The organism is Mycobacterium sp. 3-98 (assembly GCF_035918355.1).
GTDB classification, from domain to species: Bacteria; Actinomycetota; Actinomycetes; order Mycobacteriales; family Mycobacteriaceae; genus Mycobacterium; species Mycobacterium intracellulare.
Genome location: NZ_CP142360.1, coordinates 140,827 through 161,989 on the forward strand (window position 1 = coordinate 140,827; position 21,163 = coordinate 161,989).

The following is a 21,163-nucleotide window of genomic DNA, read 5'->3' on the forward strand; positions in this document are numbered from 1 at the left end:
GCGGATTCACAACTCGGCGGCGAGTAACTCGGCGATCTGGATGGTGTTCAGCGCCGCCCCCTTGCGCAGGTTGTCTCCCGAGACGAACAGGGCCAGGCCGCGGCCGTCGGGCACGCCCGGATCCTGCCGGATCCGGCCGACGAGGGATTCGTCGGCGCCGGCGGCCGCCAACGGGGTCGGCACGTCGACCACCTTGACGCCGGGCGCGCCGTCGAGCAGCTCGCGGGCGCGCTGCGGCGACAGCGGCCGCGCGAACTCGGCGTTGATCGACAGCGAGTGCCCGGTGAACACCGGCACTCGCACGCAGGTGCCGCTGACCGCCAGGTCGGGGATGCCGAGGATCTTGCGGCTCTCGTGGCGCAGCTTCTGGTCCTCGTCGGTCTCGCCGGACCCGTCGTCCACCAACGATCCGGCCAGCGGCACGACGTTGAAGGCGATGGGCGCCACGTAGGTCTTGGGCGCCGGGAACTGCACGGCGCCGCCGTCCTGCACCAGCTGCTCGGCGTCGTCGACGACCGCGCGGGCCTGCGTGGACAGCTCCTGGACTCCGGCGATCCCGCTGCCGGAGACCGCCTGATAGCTCGACACAACCAGCCGTTGCAGGCCGGCCTCGTCGTGCAGCACCTTCAGCACCGGCATCGCGGCCATGGTCGTGCAGTTCGGGTTGGCGATGATGCCCTTCGGCCGGTTGGCGGCATCGCGCGCGAAGTTCACCTCGGAGACCACCAGCGGCACGTCGGGGTCCTTGCGCCAGGCCGACGAGTTGTCGATCACCGTCACCCCGGCCGCGGCGAACCGCGGCGCCTGCACCAGCGACATCGTCTTGCCGGCGGAGAACAACGCGATGTCCAGCCCGCTGGGGTCGGCCGTCGCGGCGTCTTCGACCTCGATCTCCTGGCCGCGGAACTCCAACTTGCGGCCCTGCGAGCGCGAAGACGCGAAGAACCGCACCGACGTCGCGGGGAAGTCCCGCTCGTCGAGCAACCTGCGCATCACCTGGCCGACCTGGCCGGTGGCGCCCACCACACCGATGGCAACCATCTATCTACCCGTCCCCGCATACACCGTCGCCGACTCCTCGCCGCCGAGCCCGAACGCCTCGTGCAACGCCACGACGGCCTTGTCCAGTTCCGTGTCGCGGCACAGCACCGAGATGCGGATCTCGGAGGTGGAGATCAGCTCGATGTTGACGCCCACCTCGGCCAGGGACTCGCAGAAGGTGGCGGTGACCCCCGGGTGGCTGCGCATGCCCGCCCCGATCAGCGACACCTTGCCGACGTGGTCGTCGTAGAGCAGCTGGCTGAACCCGATCTCGTCCTTGAGCGCGTCGAGCTTGGCCACCGCGGTGGGTCCGCTGTCGCGCGAGCAGGTGAAGGTGATGTCGGTCTTGCCGTCCTCGACCTTGGAGACGTTCTGCAACACCATGTCGATGTTCACGTCGGCGTCGGCGAGCGCCCGGAAGACGCGGGCGGCATATCCGGGAATGTCGGGGATGCCGACGACGGTCACCTTGGCCTCGCTGCGGTCGTGCGCGACTCCGGTCAGGATGGGGTCTTCCATGGCTATGTCCTTGATCGATCCGACGACGACGGTGCCTGGGTTTTCCGAATACGAGGATCGGACGTGCACCGGAATGTTGTAGCGGCGCGCGTATTCCACGCAGCGCAGCATCAAAACCTTGGCGCCGCAAGCCGCCATCTCGAGCATTTCTTCGAAGGTGACCGTGTCCAGCTTGCGGGCGTTGTGCACGATCCTGGGGTCGGCGCTGAAGATGCCGTCGACGTCGGTGTAGATCTCGCAGACGTCGGCGCGCAGCGCCGCGGCCAGCGCCACCGCGGTGGTGTCCGAGCCGCCGCGGCCCAGCGTGGTGACGTCCCGGGTGTCCTGGCTGACGCCCTGGAACCCGGCCACCAGAACGACGCGTCCCTCGTCGAGCGCGGCCTGCAGCCGCCCCGGCGTGACGTCGATGATCTTGGCGTTGCCGTGGGTGCCGGTGGTGATCACGCCGGCCTGCGAACCCGTGAACGAGCGGGCCTGCGCACCCAGCGATTCGATGGCCATCGCGACCAGGGCATTGGAGATGCGCTCACCGGCGGTCAGCAGCATGTCGAGTTCGCGCGGCGGCGGGGCCGGGCACACCTGCTGGGCCAGGTCCATCAGGTCGTCGGTGGTATCACCCATGGCGGAGACGACGACGACGACGTCGTTGCCCTGCTTCTTGGTAGCGACGATGCGCTCGGCCACGCGCCGGATCCGATCGGCGTTCGCCACTGAGGATCCGCCGTACTTCTGCACGACGAGCGCCACGTTTTTCCCTGCCTCTCCGGCCCTGGGCACTGCAATTTCGGGGATAGGTCCACAACAGAATACGTGCCGCCGCATGGTGATTTACGTCGCGATACCCGGTCGCCCGGAGCGCGGATTCGCTGCGGTCTCGGCGCCATTTTTACCAACGCGCTAAAAGCGGTAAAGTGCAGGACGTGCAGCGGGTGCTCCTCCTCGGACGCCGCGACGGGGTCTGATCCAGACCGGCTTCCCGTCGCGGGTGTTCGCGATGCGCCGGTCTGAGGTTCCTTCTGATATCCCCGGAGCAATTACCGTGACTTCCAATTCCGACGCATTCAGCTCGACACGCAGCATCGTCAAACCCGCGGGCCCGCCGGGGCCCGGGCAGCCCGCATGGAACCCCCAGCGCGGCTCGTCGATGCCGGTCAGCCGGTACCGGCCCTTCGCCGAAGAGGTCGAGCCGATCCGGCTCGCCGATCGCACCTGGCCCGACCGGGTCATCACCAGCGCGCCGCTGTGGTGCGCGGTAGACCTGCGCGACGGCAACCAGGCGCTGATCGACCCGATGAGCCCGGCCCGCAAGCGCCGCATGTTCGATCTGCTGGTCCGCATGGGCTACAAGGAGATCGAGGTCGGTTTCCCGTCGGCCAGCCAAACCGACTTCGACTTCGTCCGCGAGATCATCACCGACGGCGCCATCCCCGACGACGTCACCATCCAGGTGCTGACTCAGTGCCGGCCGGAACTGATCGAGCGCACGTTCGAGGCGTGCCAGGGCGCGCCGCAGGCCATCGTGCACTTCTACAACTCGACGTCAATCCTGCAGCGCCGCGTCGTATTTCGCGCCGAGAAGGCCGCGGTGCAAGACATCGCGACCGCGGGCGCCCGCAAGTGCGTCGAGGAGGCCGCCAAGTACCCGGGCACGCGGTGGCGGTTCGAGTATTCGCCGGAGTCCTACACCGGAACCGAGCTGGAGTACGCCAAGCAGGTGTGCGACGCCGTCGGCGAAATCATCGGGCCCACACCGGAAAACCCGATCATCTTCAACCTGCCCGCCACCGTGGAGATGGCCACCCCGAACGTCTACGCCGATTCGATCGAGTGGATGAGCCGCAACCTGGCCAACCGGGAATCGGTCATCCTGAGCCTGCATCCTCACAACGACCGCGGAACCGCCGTTGCCGCAGCGGAATTGGGCTACCAGGCGGGTGCCGACCGGATCGAGGGCTGCCTGTTCGGCAACGGTGAGCGCACCGGCAACGTCTGCCTGGTGACGCTGGGGCTGAACCTGTTCTCGCGCGGCGTGGACCCGCAGATCGACTTCTCCAACATCGACGAGATCCGCCGCACGGTGGAGTACTGCAACCAGCTGCCGGTCCACGAGCGTCACCCCTACGGCGGTGACCTGGTCTACACCGCGTTCTCCGGCAGCCACCAGGACGCCATCAACAAGGGCCTGGACCAGATGAAGGTCGACGCGGATGCCGCGGACACCGACGTCGAGGACATGCTCTGGCAGGTGCCGTATCTGCCGATCGACCCCAAAGATGTCGGGCGCACCTACGAGGCGGTGATCCGGGTCAACTCGCAGTCCGGCAAGGGCGGGGTGGCCTACATCATGAAGGCCGATCACGGCCTGGCCCTGCCGCGGCGGCTGCAGATCGAGTTCTCCCAGGTGGTGCAGAAGATCACCGACGGCGAGGGCGGCGAGGTCTCGCCGAAGGAGATGTGGGACGCGTTTTCCGAGGAGTATCTGGCCCCGGTGTGGCCGCTGGAGCGGGTGAAGCAGCGGGTCGACGCTTCGGAGGAGGACAGCGGCGTCACCAGCATCGCCGCGACCGTCAAGATCAACGGGGTGGAGACCGAGATCAGTGGGTCCGGCAACGGCCCGCTGGCCGCGTTCGTCCACGCGCTGGGCGATGTCGGATTCGACGTGGCCGTGCTGGATTACTCCGAGCACGCGATGAGTTCCGGTGACGACGCGCAGGCCGCGGCCTACGTGGAGGCTTCGGTGTCGATCGCGAGCGCGGCGGAGCCGGGCGAAGCGGGTCGGCACCCATCGGATCCGGTGTCGATCGCGAGCGCGGCGGAGCCGGGCGAAGCGGGTCGGCACCCATCGGATCCGGTGTCGATCGCGAGCGCGGCGGAGCCGGGCGAAGCGGGTCGGCACCCATCGGGTCCGGTGGGCGCTCGCACGGTGTGGGGTGTCGGCATCGCGCCGTCGATCACCACGGCGTCGCTGCGGGCGGTCGTGTCGGCGGTCAACCGCGCGGCTCGCGCCTGATCAGAAGAGCGCGAGCTGCGGGTCGGAGTTGGTGGTGTCGGCGAATTCGTCCATGCTGGTGCCGCCGATGACGGCTCGGACGCAGTCCATGAAGGTCGCGTCGGAGATCACCGGCACCCCCAACTTCCGGGCCAGATAGCCCTTGCCCTGCTCGGGCGCGGGGTCGTTGCAGACCACCAGCGAGGTCTCCCGGTCGACGGCCTCGCTGTAGGCCAGACCGGCGTGCAGGATCCGCTCGACGAGTTCCTCGTGGGTGCGGCCGACCTCGGCGGCCAGCGCCACCCGCATGCCCTGGACGAGGGGCCGCCCGCCCACGTAGGGGCCGGGGTTGAGATACGGGCAGGGCATCCGGGAGGCCAGCACCTTCAGCGGCCGCAGCTCGTCGTGGGTCACCCGGCCGTTCGGCCAGCGGCGCCGGGTCACCGGATGCACCGGCAGCCAGACGTCGCCGTCGCGGGCCAGCTTGAGCGCCGAGGCCAGCACTCCGGTCAGCACCATGGCGTCGTCGAAGGCGTCGTGGGGGCGCTCCTGGGTCACGCTCCAATGCGCCGCCAGCGTCTCCAGCCGCAGGTTGTCGACGCCGAGGTCCAGCCGCCGGGCCAGCTCGACCGTGCACATCACCGAGTCGACGGGAAGTTCGATGTCGGCGAGTTCGGCCTCGGCCGCAAGAAAGGCGTAGTCGAACGCCACGTTGTGGGCCACCAGCGTGCGGCCGCGCAGCACGTCGATCACGTCTGGAGCGATGTCGGCGAACTGCGGTTGGTCTTCCAGCATGGCGGCGGTCAGACCGTGCACGTGAGTGGGCCCCGGATCGACGCCGGGGTTGAGCAGGCTCACCACCGACTGTTCGACCTCGCCGTCGGCGTCCAGACCGAGCACCGCGAGGCTGATGATCCGCGCCTGACCTGGCCGGAAACCCGAGGTTTCGACGTCGATCACGGCCCAGCCCGCGTCCGGCTCGCTGGCAGGCCGCCCCCAGCACACCGCGCTCATGCACTGAGGATGGCACGGCCGACCGACATCATCGGTGTCACGCGGCGCCGTGTCGGGTGGGAAATCGGTGCGGGAATCCAACGCGGGCCGCACACATTTAAACTTCCCGGGTGGTCACCACCCGCGCCCGCCTGGCCCTCGCCGCGGGAGCGAGCGCGCGCTGGGCGTCGCGGGTGACCGGCCGCGGGGCCGGCGCGATGATCGGCGGGCTGATCGCGATGACGCTGGACCGCTCGGTTCTCCGGCAGCTCGCCGCCGGGCGGCGCACGGTCGTCGTTACCGGCACCAACGGCAAATCGACCACCACCCGGATGACGTCGGCCGCGCTGGCGACGCTGGGCCCGGTCGCCACCAACGCCGAGGGCGCCAACATGGACGCCGGCCTGGTGGCGGCGCTGGCCGCCAACCGGCACGCGTCCCTGGCCGCGCTGGAAGTCGACGAAATGCACGTCCCCCACGTTTCCGATGCCGTCGAGCCCAGCGTCGTCGTGCTGCTCAACCTGTCGCGCGACCAGCTGGACCGGGTCGGCGAGATCAACGTCATCGAACGAACCCTGCGCGCGGGCCTGGCCCGACACCCGAACGCGGTGGTGGTGGCCAACTGCGACGACGTGCTGATGACGTCGGCCGCCTACGACAGCCCCAACGTGGTGTGGGTGGCCGCCGGGGGTTCGTGGTCGAACGACTCGGTGAGCTGCCCGCGCAGCGGCGAGGTCATCGTCCGCGAGCGCGGCCACTGGTTCTCCACCGGCGCCGACTTCAAGCGGCCCAGCCCGCAGTGGTGGTTCGACGACCAGACGCTGCACGGCCCGGACGGGCTCTCCCTGCCGATGCGGTTGACGCTGCCGGGCGCGGTGAACCGGGGCAACGCCGCCCAGGCCGTGGCCGCCGCGGTCGCCCTGGGCGCGGATCCGGCGGCGGCGGTCGCGGCCGTCTCGTCCGTCGACGAGGTCGCGGGGCGCTACCGGACCGTCCGCGTCGGCGAGCACGACGTGCGGATGCTGCTGGCCAAGAATCCGGCGGGCTGGCAAGAGGCGCTGTCGATGGTGGACAAGCGCGCCGCCGGGGTGGTCATCTCCGTCAACGGCCAGGTGCCCGACGGGGAGGACCTGTCCTGGTTGTGGGACGTGCGTTTCGAACACTTCGAGCAGACGGAAGTCGTGGCCGCCGGCGAGCGCGGCACCGACCTCGCGGTGCGCCTCGGCTACGCGGGGGTCGAGCACACCTTGGTGCACGACACCGTCGCCGCGATCGCGTCGTGCCCACCCGGGCGGGTGGAGGTCGTCGCCAATTACACCGCGTTCCTCCAGCTGCAACGAGCGTTGGCGCGCCGTGGCTGACTCGACGGTGCGGATCGGGCTGGTCCTGCCCGACGTGATGGGCACCTACGGCGACGGCGGCAACGCCCTGGTGTTGCGCCAACGGCTACTGCTGCGCGGCATCCCCGCCGAGATCGTCGAGATCACCCTGGCCGACCCGGTGCCCGAGTCGTTGGACCTCTACACGCTGGGCGGGGCCGAGGATTATGCGCAACGGCTGGCCACCCGGCACCTGATCAAGCACCCGGGCCTGCAGCGCGCCGCGCAACGCGGCGCGCCGGTGCTGGCGATCTGCGCGGCCGTCCAGGTGCTCGGGCACTGGTACGAGACCTCGGCCGGGGAACGCGTGGACGGCGTGGGCATGCTGGACGCGACGACGTCGCCGCAAGCGGCGCGCACCATCGGCGAGCTGGCGACCAGGCCGCTGTTGGCGGGCCTGACCGAGCGCCTCACCGGGTTCGAGAACCACCGCGGGGGCACCGTGCTGGGCCCGTCGGCGTCGCCGCTGGGCGCGGTGGTCAAGGGCGCCGGCAACCGGTCCGGGGACGGATTCGACGGCGTGGTGCAGGGCAGCGTGATCGCGACGTACATGCACGGGCCGTGCCTGGCCCGCAACCCGCAGCTGGCCGACCTGCTGCTGGGTTCGGTGGTCGGTGAGCTGCCGCCGCTGCCGATGCCGGAAGTGGACCTGCTGCGCCGCGAGCGGTTAGCGGCGCGCTAGGGGGTTGCCGAGATGACGAAGATCCGCCCGAGACTGGCCGCCGGTGCCGCACTGGTCGCCGCGTTCGTCGCGTCGTCGGCGCCGTCGCACGCCAGCCCGGAAGTGCTCAACGGCCGATACAACGTGCTCTACGCGGACAACGACAAGCCGACCGCCTGGCTGTTCGTCCCGTGCGGGTCGGACTGCACCCTGGCGACCTCCCAGGATGGCGGGACGTTCGTGATCAGCTGGGAGTTCCACCTCGCCGACGGGCGGTGGACGCACAGCGGCACGTCCCAGGCGCCGTGCCCGAACGGCGCGTCCGCTCCGGTGACCGTCAACTACAGCTTCGACGCCGTGTCGCTCGCCGGCGAGGGCCAGCAGACGACGACGGACGCGTGCGGCCCGGAGGCGGGCAGGACCTTTACCAGGTCGTTCCAATTGAGCAAGGCCTGACGAACGTCAGACCATGGCCCGGCGGCCGGCCAGCGCGCGGCCGAGCGTCAGCTCGTCGGCGAACTCCAGGTCACCGCCCATCGGCAGCCCGGAGGCGATCCGCGTCACGGTCAGGCCGGGGATGTCACGCAGCATCCGCACCAGGTAGGTGGCCGTCGCCTCGCCCTCGGTGTTCGGGTCGGTGGCGATGATCACCTCGGTGATGTCGACGTCGTCGACCCGCTCCCCGATCCGGCTCAGCAGCTCGCGGATCCGCAGCTGGTCGGGCCCCACCCCGGACAGCGGATCGAGCGCCCCGCCCAGCACGTGATAGCGGCCGCGGAATTCGCGGGTGCGCTCGACGGCCTGCACGTCCTTCGGTTCCTCGACGACGCAAACCTGCGACCCGTCCCGCCGCGGATCGGCGCAGATCCGGCACCGCTCGTTGTCGGAGACGTTGCCGCACACCGCACAGAACCGCACGCCGTCGCGCACCTTGGCCAGCACCGCGGTCAGCCGGTCGATGTCCGGCGGCTCAACCGACAGCAGGTGGAAGGCGATGCGCTGGGCGCTCTTGGGCCCGATACCGGGCAGCTTGCCCAGCTCGTCGATCAAATCCTGAACGGGTCCTTCGAACATGTCAGGGCGGGATCTAAATCCCCGGCGCCGGCGCGGGCGGTTGCCCCGGCGGCGGCCCGAACCCACCGGCCAGCGACCCGAGCCGCTCCTGCGCCATCCGGGTGACCTGCTTGGACGCGTCGGCCATGGCGCCGACGATCAAGTCCTGCAGGGTCTCGACGTCCGACGGGTCGACGACGGAGGGATCGATCTTCACGGCGACCACCTCGCCGCTGCCCTTGACGACGACGCTGACCAAACCCCCACCGGCTTGACCATGCACCTCAGCGTTCGCCAGCTGCTGCTGGGCCTCCATGAGCTTTTGCTGCATCTGCTGCGCCTGGGCCAGCAGCGCCGACATATCGCCTCCGGGTTGCATGACAGTCCCCTCGCATCTTGGTCTCGACTTGATTTCGCTCGTGAGTCTCCGGCGATTCGGAACACCCAGCGTAAACCGCGCGCCGTTACCTTTGCGCCGTGGACCTACGACTGAGCAGACGTGTCGGGATCAAATTGGCGGTCGGCGCGCTCGTTGCCGCCTCGACGGCGATCACCCCGGCCGCGTGGGGGGTTCCCTCCAACATCGCCGGCATGGTGGTTTTCATCGATCCGGGTCACAACGGCTCCAACGACGCGTCGATCAGCCGGCAGGTGCCCACCGGCCGCGGCGGCACCAAGGACTGCCAGGCCAGCGGGACGGCGTCCGCCGCCGGCTATCAGGAGCACACCTTCACCTGGGACACCGCGCTGCGGGTCCGCGCCGAGTTGACCGCGCTGGGAGTGCGGACCGCCCTGGCACGCGCCAACGACACCGGGCTGGGGCCCTGCGTCGACGAGCGCGCCAGCATGGCCAACGCGCTGCACCCCAACGCGATCCTGTCCATCCACGCCGACGGCGGCCCGCCGTCCGGGCGCGGGTTCCACGTCAACTATTCGGCGCCGCCGCTCAACCAGGCGCAGGCCGGGCCGTCGGTGCAGTACGCCCGCATCATGCGCGACCAGATGCAGGCGTCGGGCATCCCGCCGGCCAACTACATCGGGCAGAACGGGCTGTACGGACGCTCGGACCTCGCCGGCCTGAACCTCGCGCAGTACCCGTCGGTTCTGGTCGAGTGCGGCAACATGAAGAACCCCGCGGACTCGGCGCTGATGCAGTCCGCGGAAGGCCGGCAGAAATACGCCGACGCGATGGTCCGCGGCGTCGCGGGTTTCCTGGCCTCGCAGGGCCAGGCGCGCTGATCGCCCGCCCGGCGCTAGCCTTCGAGTTCCTTCTTCAGGTTGGCCAGCACCTCGCCCTGAATCCTCTTCAGCCCCAAGGGCGCAAAGGTCTTTTCGAAGAAGCCCTTGACGCCGCCCGCGCCGGTCCAGGTGGTCTTCACGGTGACGCTGGAGCCCGGCCCGGCGGGCGCCACCGTCCAGTTGATCACCATGGTCGAGTTGGCGTCCTTCTCGATGACGGTGTGCCCGGCCACGTCCACGTTGACCTGCACGTCGCGGACGCGTGATTTGGTGGCCTGCAGCCTCCACTTGGCGACCGTGCCCGCCCCCTGCCCGCCCTGCAGCACCTGGTAGTCGCTGTACTGCGGCGAGAGAATTTTCGGACGCACCGTCTGATAATCCGCGACGGCGGCCAGGGTCGCCGCAGGCTCGGCATTGATCAAGATGGTGCTGTCGGCGCTCACCTGTCCCAAGGCGACCCCTCCTCGTGATGAATTCCCCGGCGCCGCCGCTCGCGACGGATGCACGGGCTGTTGTCGAAGACTAGGGTATATGTGGTGCCTGTCCTTGGATCTGCACTCTCGGCCCACAAGTCGGGCGTTGACCGGCTGCTGGCAAGCTATCGATCCATTCCCGCAACGTCCGCGGTCCGGCTGGCCAAACCGACGTCAAACCTGTTCCGCGCCCGCACCAAACGTGACGCGCCCGGCTTGGACACCTCGGGGCTGACCGGCGTCCTGAGCGTGGATCCCGAAACCCGCACCGCGGACGTCGCCGGCATGTGCACCTACGCGGACCTGGTCGCCGCAACGCTGCCCTACGGCCTGTCGCCGCTGGTCGTCCCGCAGCTGAAGACCATCACCCTCGGCGGGGCGGTCAGCGGCCTGGGGATCGAGTCGGCGTCGTTTCGCAACGGGCTGCCGCACGAATCGGTGCTGGAGATGGATATCCTCACCGGCGCTGGCGATTTGCTCACCGCATCACGTACCCAGCACCCGGACCTGTTCCGCGCCTTCCCGAATTCCTATGGGACACTGGGGTATTCGACCCGGCTTCGGATCGAGCTGGAACCCGTCGCACCGTTCGTCGCGCTGCGCCACATCCGCTTCTGCTCGCTGCCCGCGCTGATCGCCGCGGCCGAACGCATCGTCGACACCGGCGGGCAGGGCGGAACCCCGGTCGACTACCTCGACGGGGTGGTCTTCAGCGCCGACGAAAGCTACCTGTGCGTGGGCCGGCGGACCACCACCCCCGGCCCGGTCAGCGACTACACCGGCAAGGACATCTACTACCAGTCCATCCGGCACGACGCCCCGGGCCTGGAGGCGACCAAGGATGACCGGCTGACCATGCACGACTACTTCTGGCGCTGGGACACGGATTGGTTCTGGTGCTCGCGCGCGTTCGGCGTGCAGGACCCGCGGGTGCGACGCTTCTGGCCGCGCCGTTATCGGCGCAGCAGCTTCTACTGGAAGCTGATTTCCCTGGACCGGCGCTTCGGGATCTCCGACCGCATCGAGGCGCGCAACGGGCGGCCCCCACGCGAACGGGTGGTGCAAGACATCGAGATTCCAATCGAACGGACCTGCGACTTCCTGGAGTGGTTCCTGGACAACGTGCCAATCACGCCAATCTGGTTGTGCCCGTTGCGCCTTCGCGACCGCGACGGCTGGCCGTTGTACCCGATGCGGCCGGATCACACGTACGTCAACGTCGGCTTCTGGTCGTCGGTGCCGGGGGGCGCGACCGAGGGCGCCGCCAACCGGATGATCGAAGAAAAGGTGAGCGAACTCGACGGGCACAAGTCCCTGTACTCCGATTCCTTCTACTCCCGCGAGGACTTCGACGAGCTGTACGGCGGCGAGGCCTACAACACCGTCAAGAAAACCTACGACCCCGATTCTCGTTTACTCGACCTCTACGCAAAGGCGGTGCAACGGCGATGACGACTACCAAGGAACCCCACCGCACGTCGCACGGGAAACTGAGCATGGCCGAGATCCTGGAGGTCTTCGCCGCCACCGGCCGACATCCGCTGAAGTTCACCGCCTACGACGGCAGCATCGCCGGCAACGAGGACGCCGAACTGGGCCTGGACCTTCGCAGCCCCCGCGGCGCCACCTATCTGGCGACCGCCCCCGGCGAACTCGGCCTCGCCCGCGCCTACGTGTCGGGCGACCTGCAGGCGTACGGCGTTCATCCGGGCGACCCGTACCAACTGCTCAAGACGCTCACCGATCGGGTGGAATTCAAGCGGCCCCCAGTGCGGGTGCTGGCCAACGTCGTGCGGTCGCTGGGGTTCGAGCGGTTGCTGCCGGTTGCGCCGCCCCCGCAGGAGGCGCTGCCAAGGTGGCGGCGCATCGCCGACGGGCTGATGCACACGAGGACCCGCGACGCCGAGGCCATCCACCACCACTACGACGTGTCCAACACCTTCTACGAATTGGTGTTGGGGCCGTCGATGACCTACACCTGCGCGGTGTATCCCGATGCCGACGCGACACTCGAACAGGCGCAGGAGAACAAGTACCGGCTGATCTTCGAGAAGCTGCGGCTGAAGGCCGGCGACCGGCTGCTCGACGTCGGCTGCGGCTGGGGCGGCATGGTGCGCTACGCGGCCCGGCGCGGCGTCCGGGCCACCGGCGCCACCCTGTCGGCCGAACAGGCGAAGTGGGCGCAGAAGGCGATCGCCGAGGAAGGCCTTGCGGACCTGGCCGAGGTGCGCCACACCGACTATCGGGACGTGGGCGAGGCGGCGTTCGACGCCGTGTCCTCGATCGGGCTGACCGAGCACATCGGCGTCAAGAATTACCCCGCCTACTTCGGCTTCTTGAAGTCGAAGCTGCGCACCGGCGGCCTGCTGCTCAATCACTGCATCACCCGCCACGACAACACGTCGACGTCGTTCGCGGGCGGATTCACCGATCGCTATGTCTTCCCGGACGGGGAGCTGACCGGCTCGGGCCGCATCACCTGCGACGTCCAGGACTGCGGCTTCGAGGTGCTGCACGCGGAGAACTTCCGCCACCACTACGCGATGACGCTGCGCGACTGGTGCCGGAATCTGGTCGAGAACTGGGACGCCGCGGTCAGCGAGGTCGGCCTACCGACCGCGAAGGTCTGGGGCCTGTACATGGCGGCGTCACGGGTTGCGTTCGAGCAGAACAACCTTCAGCTGCATCACGTGCTGGCGGCCAAGACCGACGCGCGGGGCGACGACGACCTGCCGCTGCGGCCGTGGTGGACGGCCTGACGGTCTGACGCTCAGCCGTTGTCGATGCGGCGCGCGCCGAGCTCGTTCTGGAGCAGTTCGAGCGCGACCTCTTCCGGATCGCGGCGCGGGCCCGACGGCTGGTCGCGGACGGCCTCGGCGAGCAAGTGTTCTTCCTCGGCTCGCCGGGCCGAATCCGGTTCGGGGGCAGGCTCTTCGGGCTGCGGTGTCAGCGGGTTGGCCGCGGCCTGCGCCGGCGTGCCGGCCTCGCACCGCACCCGCCAGTTGACTCCCAGCGCGTCCTTGAGCGCCTCGGCGATGACGTCGGCGTTGCGCTGTTCGCACAGCCGCTTGGCCAGCGGCGCCGATTCGTGGCTCAGCACCAACGTGTTGTCCTCGATCGCCCGGACGGTGGCGCCGGCCAGCATCACCTCGGTGGTGCGGCTGCGCTGACGGACCTTGTCGCGCACGGTCGACCACATGCTGCGCACCGCTGCGGCGTTGAGTTCGCCGGGCGCAGAGGATGTTTCGGCCGCCGGCGAGGGGGCGGTGGCGGGCGCCGGAGGAGGCTCGGGTGCCGGCGCGGGCTCGGCCTTCGGCTCGGGCTTTGGCTCGGGCTTGGGGGCAGCCGCGGACGGTCGGGTGAAGCGGACCGGCCGGTCGGCGGGCTCGGCCGGCCGGCCCGCGGTGGCCTCCGAGCCGGGAATGGACATGTCCAGCCGGGTCTCGATCCGCTCGACGCGTTGCAGCAGCGCGGCTTCGGTGTCGCTGGCCGAGGGCAACAGCAGCCGCGCGCACACGACCTCGAGCAACAGGCGCGGCGCCGTCGCGCCCCGCATCTCCCCCAGCCCCGCCTGCACCACCTCGGCGTAGCGGGTCAGGGTCGCCGTCCCGAGCCGGGTCGACTGGTCGCGCATCCGCTCCAGCACGTCCTCCGGTCCGTCCACCACGCCGCGGGCCGCCGCGTCCGGGACGGCCTGCAGCAGGATCAGATCGCGGAACCGCTCCAGCAGATCGGTGGCGAAACGCCGGGGGTCGTGGCCCGCGTCGATCACCGACTCCACCGCGCCGAACAGCGCCGCGGCATCGGCGGCGGCCAGTGCGTCCACGGCGTCGTCGATCAACGCCATGTCGGTGGCCCCCAGCAGGCCCAGGGCCCGCTGGTAGGTCACGTGGGCGCCCTCGGCGCCGGCCACCAGCTGGTCGAGCACCGACAGGGTGTCGCGGGGCGAGCCGCCGCCGGCGCGGATCACCAGCGGGTAGACCGCGTCGTCGACGACGACGCCCTCCTGCTCGCAGATCCGGCCGATCAACGCCCGCATGGTCTTCGGCGGCAACAGCCGGAACGGGTAGTGATGGGTGCGCGACCGGATCGTCGGCAGCACCTTCTCCGGCTCGGTGGTGGCGAAGATGAAGATGAGGTGCTCGGGGGGTTCCTCCACGATCTTGAGCAGCGCGTTGAACCCCGCGGTGGTCACCATGTGCGCCTCGTCGACGATGAACACCCGGTAGCGCGACTGCGCCGGCGCGTAGAACGCGCGGTCGCGTAGCTCGCGGGTGTCGTCGACACCGCCGTGGCTGGCGGCGTCGAGCTCGACGACGTCGATGCTGCCGGGCGCGTTGGGCGCCAGGGCCTGGCACGAGTCGCAGACCCCGCAGGGGGTGGCCGTCGGCCCCTGGGCGCAGTTCAGCGACCGGGCGAGGATCCGCGCCGAGGAGGTCTTGCCGCAGCCGCGCGGACCCGAGAACAGGTACGCGTGGTTGATCCGGCCGGCCTCCAGCGCGATCGACAGCGGCTCGGTGACGTGCTCCTGCCCCACCACTTCGGCGAAGGTTGCCGGACGGTACTTGCGGTAGAGGGCCACGGTCAGCAGGCTACCGGCGTCGTCCGACGACGATGCGGGCGCGGCAGGGTCGTCGGTTCACACTCGATCGCGGGCCAGCAACGACTCCGAGGCCGCCAGCAGCGCGCAGGTGGCCAGGCCGTCGACCGCGTCGCGCAGATCTGGAAGCGACGGGAAGGTCGGCGCGATCCGGATGTTCGTGTCGTTCGGATCCTTGCGGTACGGGAACGACGCGCCCGCCTCGGTCACTGCGATCCCCGCGTCCTTGGCCAGCGCGACGGTCCGCTTCGCCGTGCCGGGCAAGACGTCGAGGCTGATGAAGTAGCCGCCCTTGGGGTCGGTCCACGAGGCGATCTTGGAATCGCTGAGCCGCTGATCCAGGATCTCGGCCGCCAGCGCGAACTTCGGCGCCAGGATCTGCTGGTGCCGCAGCATGTGCAGGCGCACCCCGTCGGCGTCGCGGAAGAAGCGCAGGTGCCGCAGCTGGTTGATCTTGTCCGGTCCGATCGACTTCTTCCCCGCGTACTGCAGATACCAGGCGATGTTGCCCAGCGATCCGCCCAAAAAGCTGACGCCGGCGCCGGCGAAGGTGATCTTGGACGTCGACGCGAACACGTACGGGCGGTTGGGATTGCCGGCCGCCGCCGCCAGGCCGAGGACGTCGACCTGCCGGACGAAGTCGTGGGTCAGGGTGTGCACGGCGTACGCGTTGTCCCAGAACAACCGGAAATCGGGTGCGGCGGTCCGCATCTGGACGAGCCGCAGCACCGTGTCCCAGGAGTAGGTGACCCCGGTGGGGTTGCCGAACACCGGCACGGTCCACATGCCCTTGATGGCGGGGTCCGCGGCGACCAGTTCCTCGATCAGGTCGACGTCGGGCCCGTCGGACAGCATTGGGACACCGATCATCTCGATGCCCATCGTCTCGGTGATGGCGAAGTGCCGGTCATAGCCGGGGACGGGGCAGAGGAACTTGACGCTGGCCTCGTCCTTCCAGGGCCGCTGGGAATCCACGCCGCCGTAGAGCATCGAGAACGCGACGAGGTCGTGCATCAGTTCCAGGCTGGAGTTGTTTCCCGCGATCAGGTTCTGCACCGGGATGCCGAGCAGCTCCCCGAAGATGGCTCGCAGCTCCGGCAGGCCGTGCAGGCCGCCGTAGTTGCGGGTGTCGGTGCCCTCGCCGTCGCGGTACTCGTCGCCGGGCAGGCTCAGCAGCTGGTTGGACAGGTCGAGCTGGGCGGGCGCCGGCTTGCCGCGGGTCAGGTCCAGGGCCAGCTTTTTGGCCTGCAAATCCGCGTAATCCTGCTGGTGGCGAGCGTGTGCGGCGGCAAGCTCGGCAGGGCCGAGGGACTCCAGCGACACCATGGACCCTTTCGCTATCAAGGCGTGGGAGGTGGCGATCGCAAGCGCGGCCAGCCGGGCGCAGCGGGTCGCCACTCAATCGAATCCTGTGGCGATCGCAAGCGCGGCGGAGCCGGGCGCAGCGGGTCGGCACCCGTTTAACCTAGGGGACCCCGCGCACCCGACAGAGCCCATTGACCCTTGCTGCCTTCCGGCCCTGGGGGAGTTCACAGGATAGACGCCGCGCGGGGTCCACCGAGAGTCTAGTACCTTCCCCGGAGCAACCGGCGAACGCGGTCTGGCCCTCGGTTACCATGGCCACGGAGGATTCGCCTAGTGGCCTATGGCGCTCGCCTGGAACGCGGGTTGGGTTAACAGCCCTCGCGGGTTCAAATCCCGCATCCTCCGCCATCGGTCCGCCCCGCGGACACGCACAAAGCGGTTTGGTGTCGAGTCGGTCCCCTCAGGCCGGCTCGAACCAACCCAGCATGAGGAGGCTTATGGGGCGCAAGGTCGCCATCCTGTGGCACGCGTCATTCACGATCGCCGCCGGCTTCCTCTACTTCTTCTTCGTCTTGCCCCGCTGGCCTGAGTTGATGGGTGACACCGCGCATTCGTTGGGGACGGCGCTGCGCATCGTGACGGGCGCGCTTGTCGCGCTCGCGGCGCTGCCGGTGGTGTTCACCCTGCTGCGCACCCGCAAGCCGGAATTGGGCACCCCGCAGATGGCGCTGTCCATCCGGGTCGCCTCGATCGTGGCCCACGTGCTGGCCGGTGTGCTCATCGTCGGGACGGCGATCAGCGAGATCTGGCTGAGCCTGGACGTCGCCGGACGGTGGTTGTTCGGGATTTACGGGGCGGCCGCCGCGATCGCGTTGCTCGGTTTCTTTGCCTTCTATCTCTCCTTTGTCGCCGAGTTGCCGCCGCCGCCGCCGAAACCGATCAAGGCGAAAAAGCCCAAGAAGGCCAAGAAGGGGGGCCTCCGCCGCAAGAAGGGCGAGGAGGCCGACGAAGCAGGCGAAGCCGACGAGGCCGACAGCGCCGACGAAGCCGAAGAGGCCGAAGAGGCCGACGAGGCCACAGAGGCCGAAGCGAGCGAGCCGGACGAGACGGACGCGGCCACCGACGCAGCAGCCGAAGCAGCCCCCGACGAGCCCGCCGAGACCGAGGTAGCGCCGGTAGCCGACGCGACCGAGGAGAGCGAAGAGCCGCGGACCAAGTTGCAGAACCGCCGCCCGACGGGCAAGGGGTCGCACCGGATGCGGCGCAGGCGCACTCGGGCCGGCACCGCGGTCGACGACACCGTCGACCAAACCGCCGACGAGGACTAGCGGCCTCGGTCGACCGACCCTCCCGCGGCAACGTCGGCTGCCGAATCTTCCTATTAGGCCTACTAAGAACCCCCGCGATTCCCTATGCTGAGCGAGTGCCAAACAACTATCGAGTGGTTCAGTGGAACACCGGCAACGTCGGCAAGAGCTCGCTGAAGTCGATCGTCACCAACCCCACGCTGGAATTGGTCGGGTGCTTCGCCTGGTCGAAGGACAAGGTCGGGCGCGATGCCGGTGAGCTCGTCGGGATCGCGCCGGTGGGCGTCGCGGCCACCAACGACGTCGACGAGCTCCTGGCCCTCAAGCCGGATTGCGTGGTCTACAACCCGATGTGGTTCGACGTCGACGAGCTGGTCCGCATCCTGTCCGCGGGCGTCAACGTGGTGACCACCGCGTCGTTCATCACCGGCGGGAACCTCGGCGACGACCGCGAGCGCATCGCGGAGGCCTGCCAGAAGGGCGGCTCCACGATCTTCGGGTCCGGCGTCAGCCCGGGTTTCGCCGAGCTGCTGGCCATCGTGTCGGCGATGGTGTGCAACCGGATCGACAAGGTCACGGTCAACGAGGCCGCCGACACCACGTTCTATGACTCGCCCGAGACAGAGAAGCCGGTGGGCTTCGGCCAGCCGATCGACCATCCGGACCTGCCGGCGATGGCGGCGAAGGGGACGGCGATCTTCGGCGAGGCCGTCCGGCTGGTGGGCGACGCCCTCGGCGTCGAGCTCGACGAGGTGCGCTGCGTCGCCGAGTTCGCCCAGACCACCGAGGACCTCGTGATGGCGTCCTGGACCATCCCCGCGGGACACGTCGCGGGCACGTACATCAGCTGGCAGGGAATCGTCAACGGACAGACCCTGATCGACCTGAACGTGCGGTGGCGCAAGGGGCAGACGCTCGATCCGGACTGGAAGATCGAGCAGGACGGCTGGGTCATCCAGATCGACGGGCAGCCCACGGTGACCACCAAGGTGGGGTTCCTGCCGCCGCCCTACTTCGAAGCCACCACCATCGAAGAGTTCATGGACCTCGGCCACATCATGACCGCGATGCCGGCCATCAACGCGATCCCCGCCGTCGTCGCCGCGGCACCCGGCATCGCCACCTACGCCGACCTCCCGCTGACGCTGCCCCGCGGCAACGCGCACATCGGGTCATAGCGCCGCGCTGCGCCGCCGGGCGGGTTTGGCGTAGCGCGCGCCCAGCGGCGGCACCGCGAGCGGCTCCTGATCGCGGACCGCCTCGATGGCGTTGCGCAGCGGACGCGCAAGGCCCGCAAAGGATCCCATGTCGAACAGCAGCGGCGTCAGCAGCCGGTTGTGCACGAAGCCGAAGGAGCTGCCGGTCTCGGGGTCGGCCCAGCCGAGCGTTCCGCCCAGCCCGACGTGGCCGAAGCCGCGGAGCAGGCCGGGAACCGGCGACTCGTGGTACCCGAGGTGAAAAGGCATGGGCACCACCATGTTTGCGTCGGGCCACTTCCGCCGCGCCTGCCCGGCGAGCCCCCGTGCCAGCTCGTCGGACAGGAACTTCTTGCCGTCGATGCGGCCGTCGTTGGCCAGCGCGGCGAACATCTTGGCCAGTCCCCGCCCGGTCACCACGCCGTTGGCGGCCGGGACCTCGCCGTCCAGGAACGGGGTGTCTCCCTTGATCAGCGAGATGACGCCCGGGAAGTACATCGCGCCGAGCGCCCCGGAGAAGGGCAGGCCGGCCAGTCGCGGCGCGATGAAGTTGAACACCGGGGCACGCAGCCGCCCCTGCGGTATCAGGATTTCGGCGGCCGTCGTCGGTGAACCTCGCGGGGGGCGGCCCAGGTGCAGCCCGTCGGTGTCCAGCGGACGGGCGACCTCCTGGCGGATCAGCTCGCGCATCCCCTTACCGGTCACCGCCCGGGCCAGACCCGACAACAGCCACCCGTAGGTGAGCGCGTGGTAGGCCTGCACGCCGCGCAGATGATCGACGGGCGCGGCCGCCAGCCGATCCTCCATCAGCAGGTGGTCCATCAACTCGGTTTTGGTGACGCCCCGAAGGTGCGACAACCCGGATCGGTGCCGCAAGACGTCGCGGACCGTGATCTCGGCCTTCCCGTTGGCGCCGAACTCGGGCCAGTATTGCGCGACGGGCGCGTCGTAGGACAGCAGGCCGCGGTCGGCGAGCCGGTGTATCACGGTCGACGCGATGCCCTTGGTAGCCGAGAACACCATCGCGCCGGTGTCGGCGGTCCAGCGCTGGGTGCCGGCCCGGTCCGACCACCCGGTCCAGACGTCCACGACGGACACGCCGTCGACATAGACGCTCAGGGCTCCCCCGCCGAACCGGCGGCCGGGGAACAGCTGGGAGAACAGCTTGACGACGTTGGCGAAGCGCGGGTCGGCGGCGCCGGACACACCGCGTGGCAAACCATCGCCGGTGATCAGCAGGGTCGACGGTGTCACTGCGCCGCGACGTCTGGAGTGGTCATCCGAATGAAGCTATCAGTCGGGTTGTCGCGGGGGCTCGGGATTCTCACCGGGGATTTGATCGGGCGGCGCGTCCCTCAGATAGCGGCGCAGCCGCAGCAGCTGATTGACCACCATGCCGATGCCCAGCAACATCAGGCCCGCCACTACTGCCACCACGATCGCGGTGCTCACAGCGTCCATGATGACAGGGCCGGTGTTTCGATATCTGCTGCTCCCGGGTAGCCAGCACGCCATGAGCGCCGAAGACAAGTTGAAGAATAAGATCGAGGACCTCGGCGGCCGCGCCAAGGAAGCCCTCGGCAAAGCCACGGGCGATGCCCAAACCCGGGACGAAGGGCGGGCCGATCAAGCGAAGTCCGCGTTGAAAGACGCCGGCGAAAAGGTGAAGGACGCGTTCAAAAAGTAATGACAATCCGGAATGTGTTGGCCGTCCGGTCGATGCGCCGCCTGCCGCTGCCCTTGTTGGCAGCGGCAGCCGTATTCGGCTCACCGGTCGCGAGCGCGCCCTCGGCGACGGCCGAACCGTGTCCCGACGTCGAGGTGGTGTTCGCCCGGGGATCCGGCGAGCCGCCCGGCATCGGCGGCATCGGCCGGCCGTTCGTGGACGCGCTGCGCTCGGAGATCGGCGCCAAGTCGCTGACGGTGTATGCGGTGAACTACCCCGCCAGCACCGACTTCGACAATCCCGCGTTCCCGGGGACCGTCATCGACGGAATCCGCGACGCCAGTTCGCACATCGAGTCCATGGTGGCGAGTTGCCCCAACACCCGCGAGGTGCTCGGCGGCTACTCGCAGGGCGCCGCGGTGGCCGGCTACACCACCTCGGCCACCGTGCCGCCGGGCGTTCCCGCTGACAAGGTGCCGCCGCCGATGCCGCCGGCCATCGCGCAACACGTCGCCGCCGTCACGCTGTTCGGCACGCCGACGGGGCAGTTCCTGCAGAAGTACAACGCGCCGCCGCTCACCATCGGGCCGCTGTATGCGCCCAAGACGATCCAACTGTGCGCGCCGGGCGATCCGGTCTGTGCCAGCGGCGGCGACGGGGGCCTGGCCGCCCACACCTCCTACCCGGGAAACGGCATGACCAGCCAGGCCGCCGATTTCGTCGCCGGCCGCCTGTAGGCCGG

21 protein-coding genes, 1 tRNA gene and 1 other RNA gene are annotated in these 21,163 nt (G+C 69.3%); 12 read left to right on the plus strand and 11 right to left on the minus strand.

The window, feature by feature from the left end:
- Positions 1-6: 6 nt before the first annotated feature.
- Together QGN30_RS00745 and QGN30_RS00750 are read right to left on the minus strand one after the other, a co-directional pair.
- Entirely contained in the window at positions 7-1,041 is a 1,035-nt protein-coding gene (locus QGN30_RS00745) for an aspartate-semialdehyde dehydrogenase (RefSeq protein ID WP_038534839.1), read from the minus strand.
- Positions 1,042-2,307: an aspartate kinase gene (locus tag QGN30_RS00750; RefSeq protein ID WP_008263260.1), complete on the minus strand. Its 1,266-nt coding sequence runs from the start codon at positions 2,305-2,307 to the stop codon at positions 1,042-1,044. It lies immediately after the preceding gene.
- Between the two features lie 247 nt (positions 2,308-2,554).
- Between QGN30_RS00750 and leuA the strand changes: the two genes are divergently transcribed.
- Positions 2,555-4,570 carry a 2-isopropylmalate synthase gene (leuA, locus tag QGN30_RS00755; RefSeq protein WP_095762835.1) on the plus strand — a complete coding sequence of 672 codons (2,016 nt, stop codon included), beginning with the start codon at positions 2,555-2,557 and terminating at the stop codon, positions 4,568-4,570.
- On the opposite strand, the gene QGN30_RS00760 is transcribed toward leuA, so the two are convergent.
- Entirely contained in the window at positions 4,571-5,563 is a 993-nt protein-coding gene (locus QGN30_RS00760; RefSeq protein ID WP_008263256.1) for a DEDDh family exonuclease, read from the minus strand. It abuts the gene before it with no gap.
- Positions 5,564-5,673: 110 nt separating this feature from the next.
- Here QGN30_RS00760 and QGN30_RS00765 point away from each other — a divergent pair, with 110 nt between their 5' ends.
- From QGN30_RS00765 to QGN30_RS00775, 3 genes are read left to right on the plus strand one after another with little or no spacing between them, the layout of a single operon-like run.
- Positions 5,674-6,903, plus strand: coding sequence for a Mur ligase family protein (locus tag QGN30_RS00765; RefSeq protein WP_008263254.1), 1,230 nt, complete (start codon positions 5,674-5,676; stop codon positions 6,901-6,903).
- 37 nt (positions 6,904-6,940) lie between these two features.
- Positions 6,941-7,603 (plus strand): type 1 glutamine amidotransferase, encoded by a 663-nt coding sequence (locus QGN30_RS00770; RefSeq protein ID WP_232525339.1) that lies wholly within the window; start codon positions 6,941-6,943, stop codon positions 7,601-7,603.
- Positions 7,604-7,615: 12 nt separating this feature from the next.
- Positions 7,616-8,038, plus strand: coding sequence for a hypothetical protein (locus QGN30_RS00775; protein WP_008263248.1), 423 nt, complete (start codon positions 7,616-7,618; stop codon positions 8,036-8,038).
- A gap of 6 nt (positions 8,039-8,044) precedes the next feature.
- Here QGN30_RS00775 and recR read toward each other — a convergent pair whose 3' ends face one another.
- Positions 8,045-8,656 (minus strand): recombination mediator RecR, encoded by a 612-nt coding sequence (gene recR / locus QGN30_RS00780; protein ID WP_008263246.1) that lies wholly within the window; start codon positions 8,654-8,656, stop codon positions 8,045-8,047.
- Positions 8,657-8,669: 13 nt separating this feature from the next.
- Complete coding sequence (locus QGN30_RS00785; protein ID WP_026071056.1) at positions 8,670-9,014, minus strand: YbaB/EbfC family nucleoid-associated protein; 345 nt, start codon at positions 9,012-9,014, stop codon at positions 8,670-8,672.
- A gap of 98 nt (positions 9,015-9,112) precedes the next feature.
- Between QGN30_RS00785 and QGN30_RS00790 the strand changes: the two genes are divergently transcribed.
- Positions 9,113-9,874 (plus strand): Rv3717 family N-acetylmuramoyl-L-alanine amidase, encoded by a 762-nt coding sequence (locus tag QGN30_RS00790; RefSeq protein WP_009952026.1) that lies wholly within the window; start codon positions 9,113-9,115, stop codon positions 9,872-9,874.
- Between the two features lie 14 nt (positions 9,875-9,888).
- On the opposite strand, the gene QGN30_RS00795 is transcribed toward QGN30_RS00790, so the two are convergent.
- Complete coding sequence (locus QGN30_RS00795; RefSeq protein WP_026071057.1) at positions 9,889-10,326, minus strand: SRPBCC family protein; 438 nt, start codon at positions 10,324-10,326, stop codon at positions 9,889-9,891.
- Positions 10,327-10,407: 81 nt separating this feature from the next.
- On the opposite strand from QGN30_RS00795, the gene QGN30_RS00800 reads away from it, so the two are divergent.
- Both QGN30_RS00800 and QGN30_RS00805 read left to right on the plus strand, forming a co-directional pair.
- The gene (locus QGN30_RS00800) at positions 10,408-11,799 is read left to right on the plus strand and encodes an FAD-binding oxidoreductase (protein ID WP_248923343.1); all 1,392 of its coding nucleotides are present in this window, start codon (positions 10,408-10,410) and stop codon (positions 11,797-11,799) included.
- Complete coding sequence (locus QGN30_RS00805; RefSeq protein ID WP_020188345.1) at positions 11,796-13,106, plus strand: class I SAM-dependent methyltransferase; 1,311 nt, start codon at positions 11,796-11,798, stop codon at positions 13,104-13,106. The genes QGN30_RS00800 and QGN30_RS00805 overlap by 4 nt, the downstream gene beginning before the upstream one ends.
- Before the next feature lie 11 nt (positions 13,107-13,117).
- On the opposite strand, the gene QGN30_RS00810 is transcribed toward QGN30_RS00805, so the two are convergent.
- From QGN30_RS00810 to ffs, 3 genes are all read right to left on the minus strand, one after another.
- Positions 13,118-14,929 carry a DNA polymerase III subunits gamma/tau gene (locus QGN30_RS00810; protein ID WP_042792209.1) on the minus strand — a complete coding sequence of 604 codons (1,812 nt, stop codon included), beginning with the start codon at positions 14,927-14,929 and terminating at the stop codon, positions 13,118-13,120.
- A 57-nt stretch (positions 14,930-14,986) separates the two neighbouring features.
- A complete protein-coding gene (locus QGN30_RS00815; protein WP_026071058.1) occupies positions 14,987-16,270 on the minus strand; it encodes an aminotransferase class I/II-fold pyridoxal phosphate-dependent enzyme in 1,284 nt (427 codons plus the stop codon).
- Between the two features lie 140 nt (positions 16,271-16,410).
- An RNA gene (gene ffs, locus QGN30_RS00820) (signal recognition particle sRNA small type) lies at positions 16,411-16,507 on the minus strand.
- A 64-nt stretch (positions 16,508-16,571) separates the two neighbouring features.
- Here ffs and QGN30_RS00825 point away from each other — a divergent pair.
- The 3 genes from QGN30_RS00825 (at position 16,572) to QGN30_RS00835 (ending at position 18,737) form a co-directional block, all read left to right on the plus strand.
- A tRNA-Ser gene (locus QGN30_RS00825) sits at positions 16,572-16,660 on the plus strand.
- Between the two features lie 89 nt (positions 16,661-16,749).
- A complete protein-coding gene (locus tag QGN30_RS00830; RefSeq protein WP_095762777.1) occupies positions 16,750-17,580 on the plus strand; it encodes a hypothetical protein in 831 nt (276 codons plus the stop codon).
- A 95-nt stretch (positions 17,581-17,675) separates the two neighbouring features.
- Complete coding sequence (locus QGN30_RS00835; RefSeq protein WP_038534831.1) at positions 17,676-18,737, plus strand: NAD(P)H-dependent amine dehydrogenase family protein; 1,062 nt, start codon at positions 17,676-17,678, stop codon at positions 18,735-18,737.
- Here the strand turns inward: QGN30_RS00835 and QGN30_RS00840 are convergent.
- Both QGN30_RS00840 and QGN30_RS00845 read right to left on the minus strand, forming a co-directional pair.
- Entirely contained in the window at positions 18,732-20,009 is a 1,278-nt protein-coding gene (locus QGN30_RS00840) for a serine hydrolase domain-containing protein (RefSeq protein ID WP_225331787.1), read from the minus strand. The two genes, QGN30_RS00835 and QGN30_RS00840, sit on opposite strands and share 6 nt — an antisense overlap.
- A gap of 39 nt (positions 20,010-20,048) precedes the next feature.
- Positions 20,049-20,207, minus strand: a complete 159-nt coding sequence (locus tag QGN30_RS00845; RefSeq protein ID WP_014710822.1) for a hypothetical protein — start codon at positions 20,205-20,207, stop codon at positions 20,049-20,051.
- 61 nt (positions 20,208-20,268) lie between these two features.
- On the opposite strand from QGN30_RS00845, the gene QGN30_RS00850 reads away from it, so the two are divergent.
- Entirely contained in the window at positions 20,269-20,442 is a 174-nt protein-coding gene (locus QGN30_RS00850; protein ID WP_008263222.1) for a CsbD family protein, read from the plus strand.
- A complete protein-coding gene (locus QGN30_RS00855) occupies positions 20,442-21,158 on the plus strand; it encodes a cutinase family protein (protein WP_008263220.1) in 717 nt (238 codons plus the stop codon). The genes QGN30_RS00850 and QGN30_RS00855 overlap by 1 nt, the downstream gene beginning before the upstream one ends.
- Positions 21,159-21,163 lie beyond the last annotated feature (5 nt).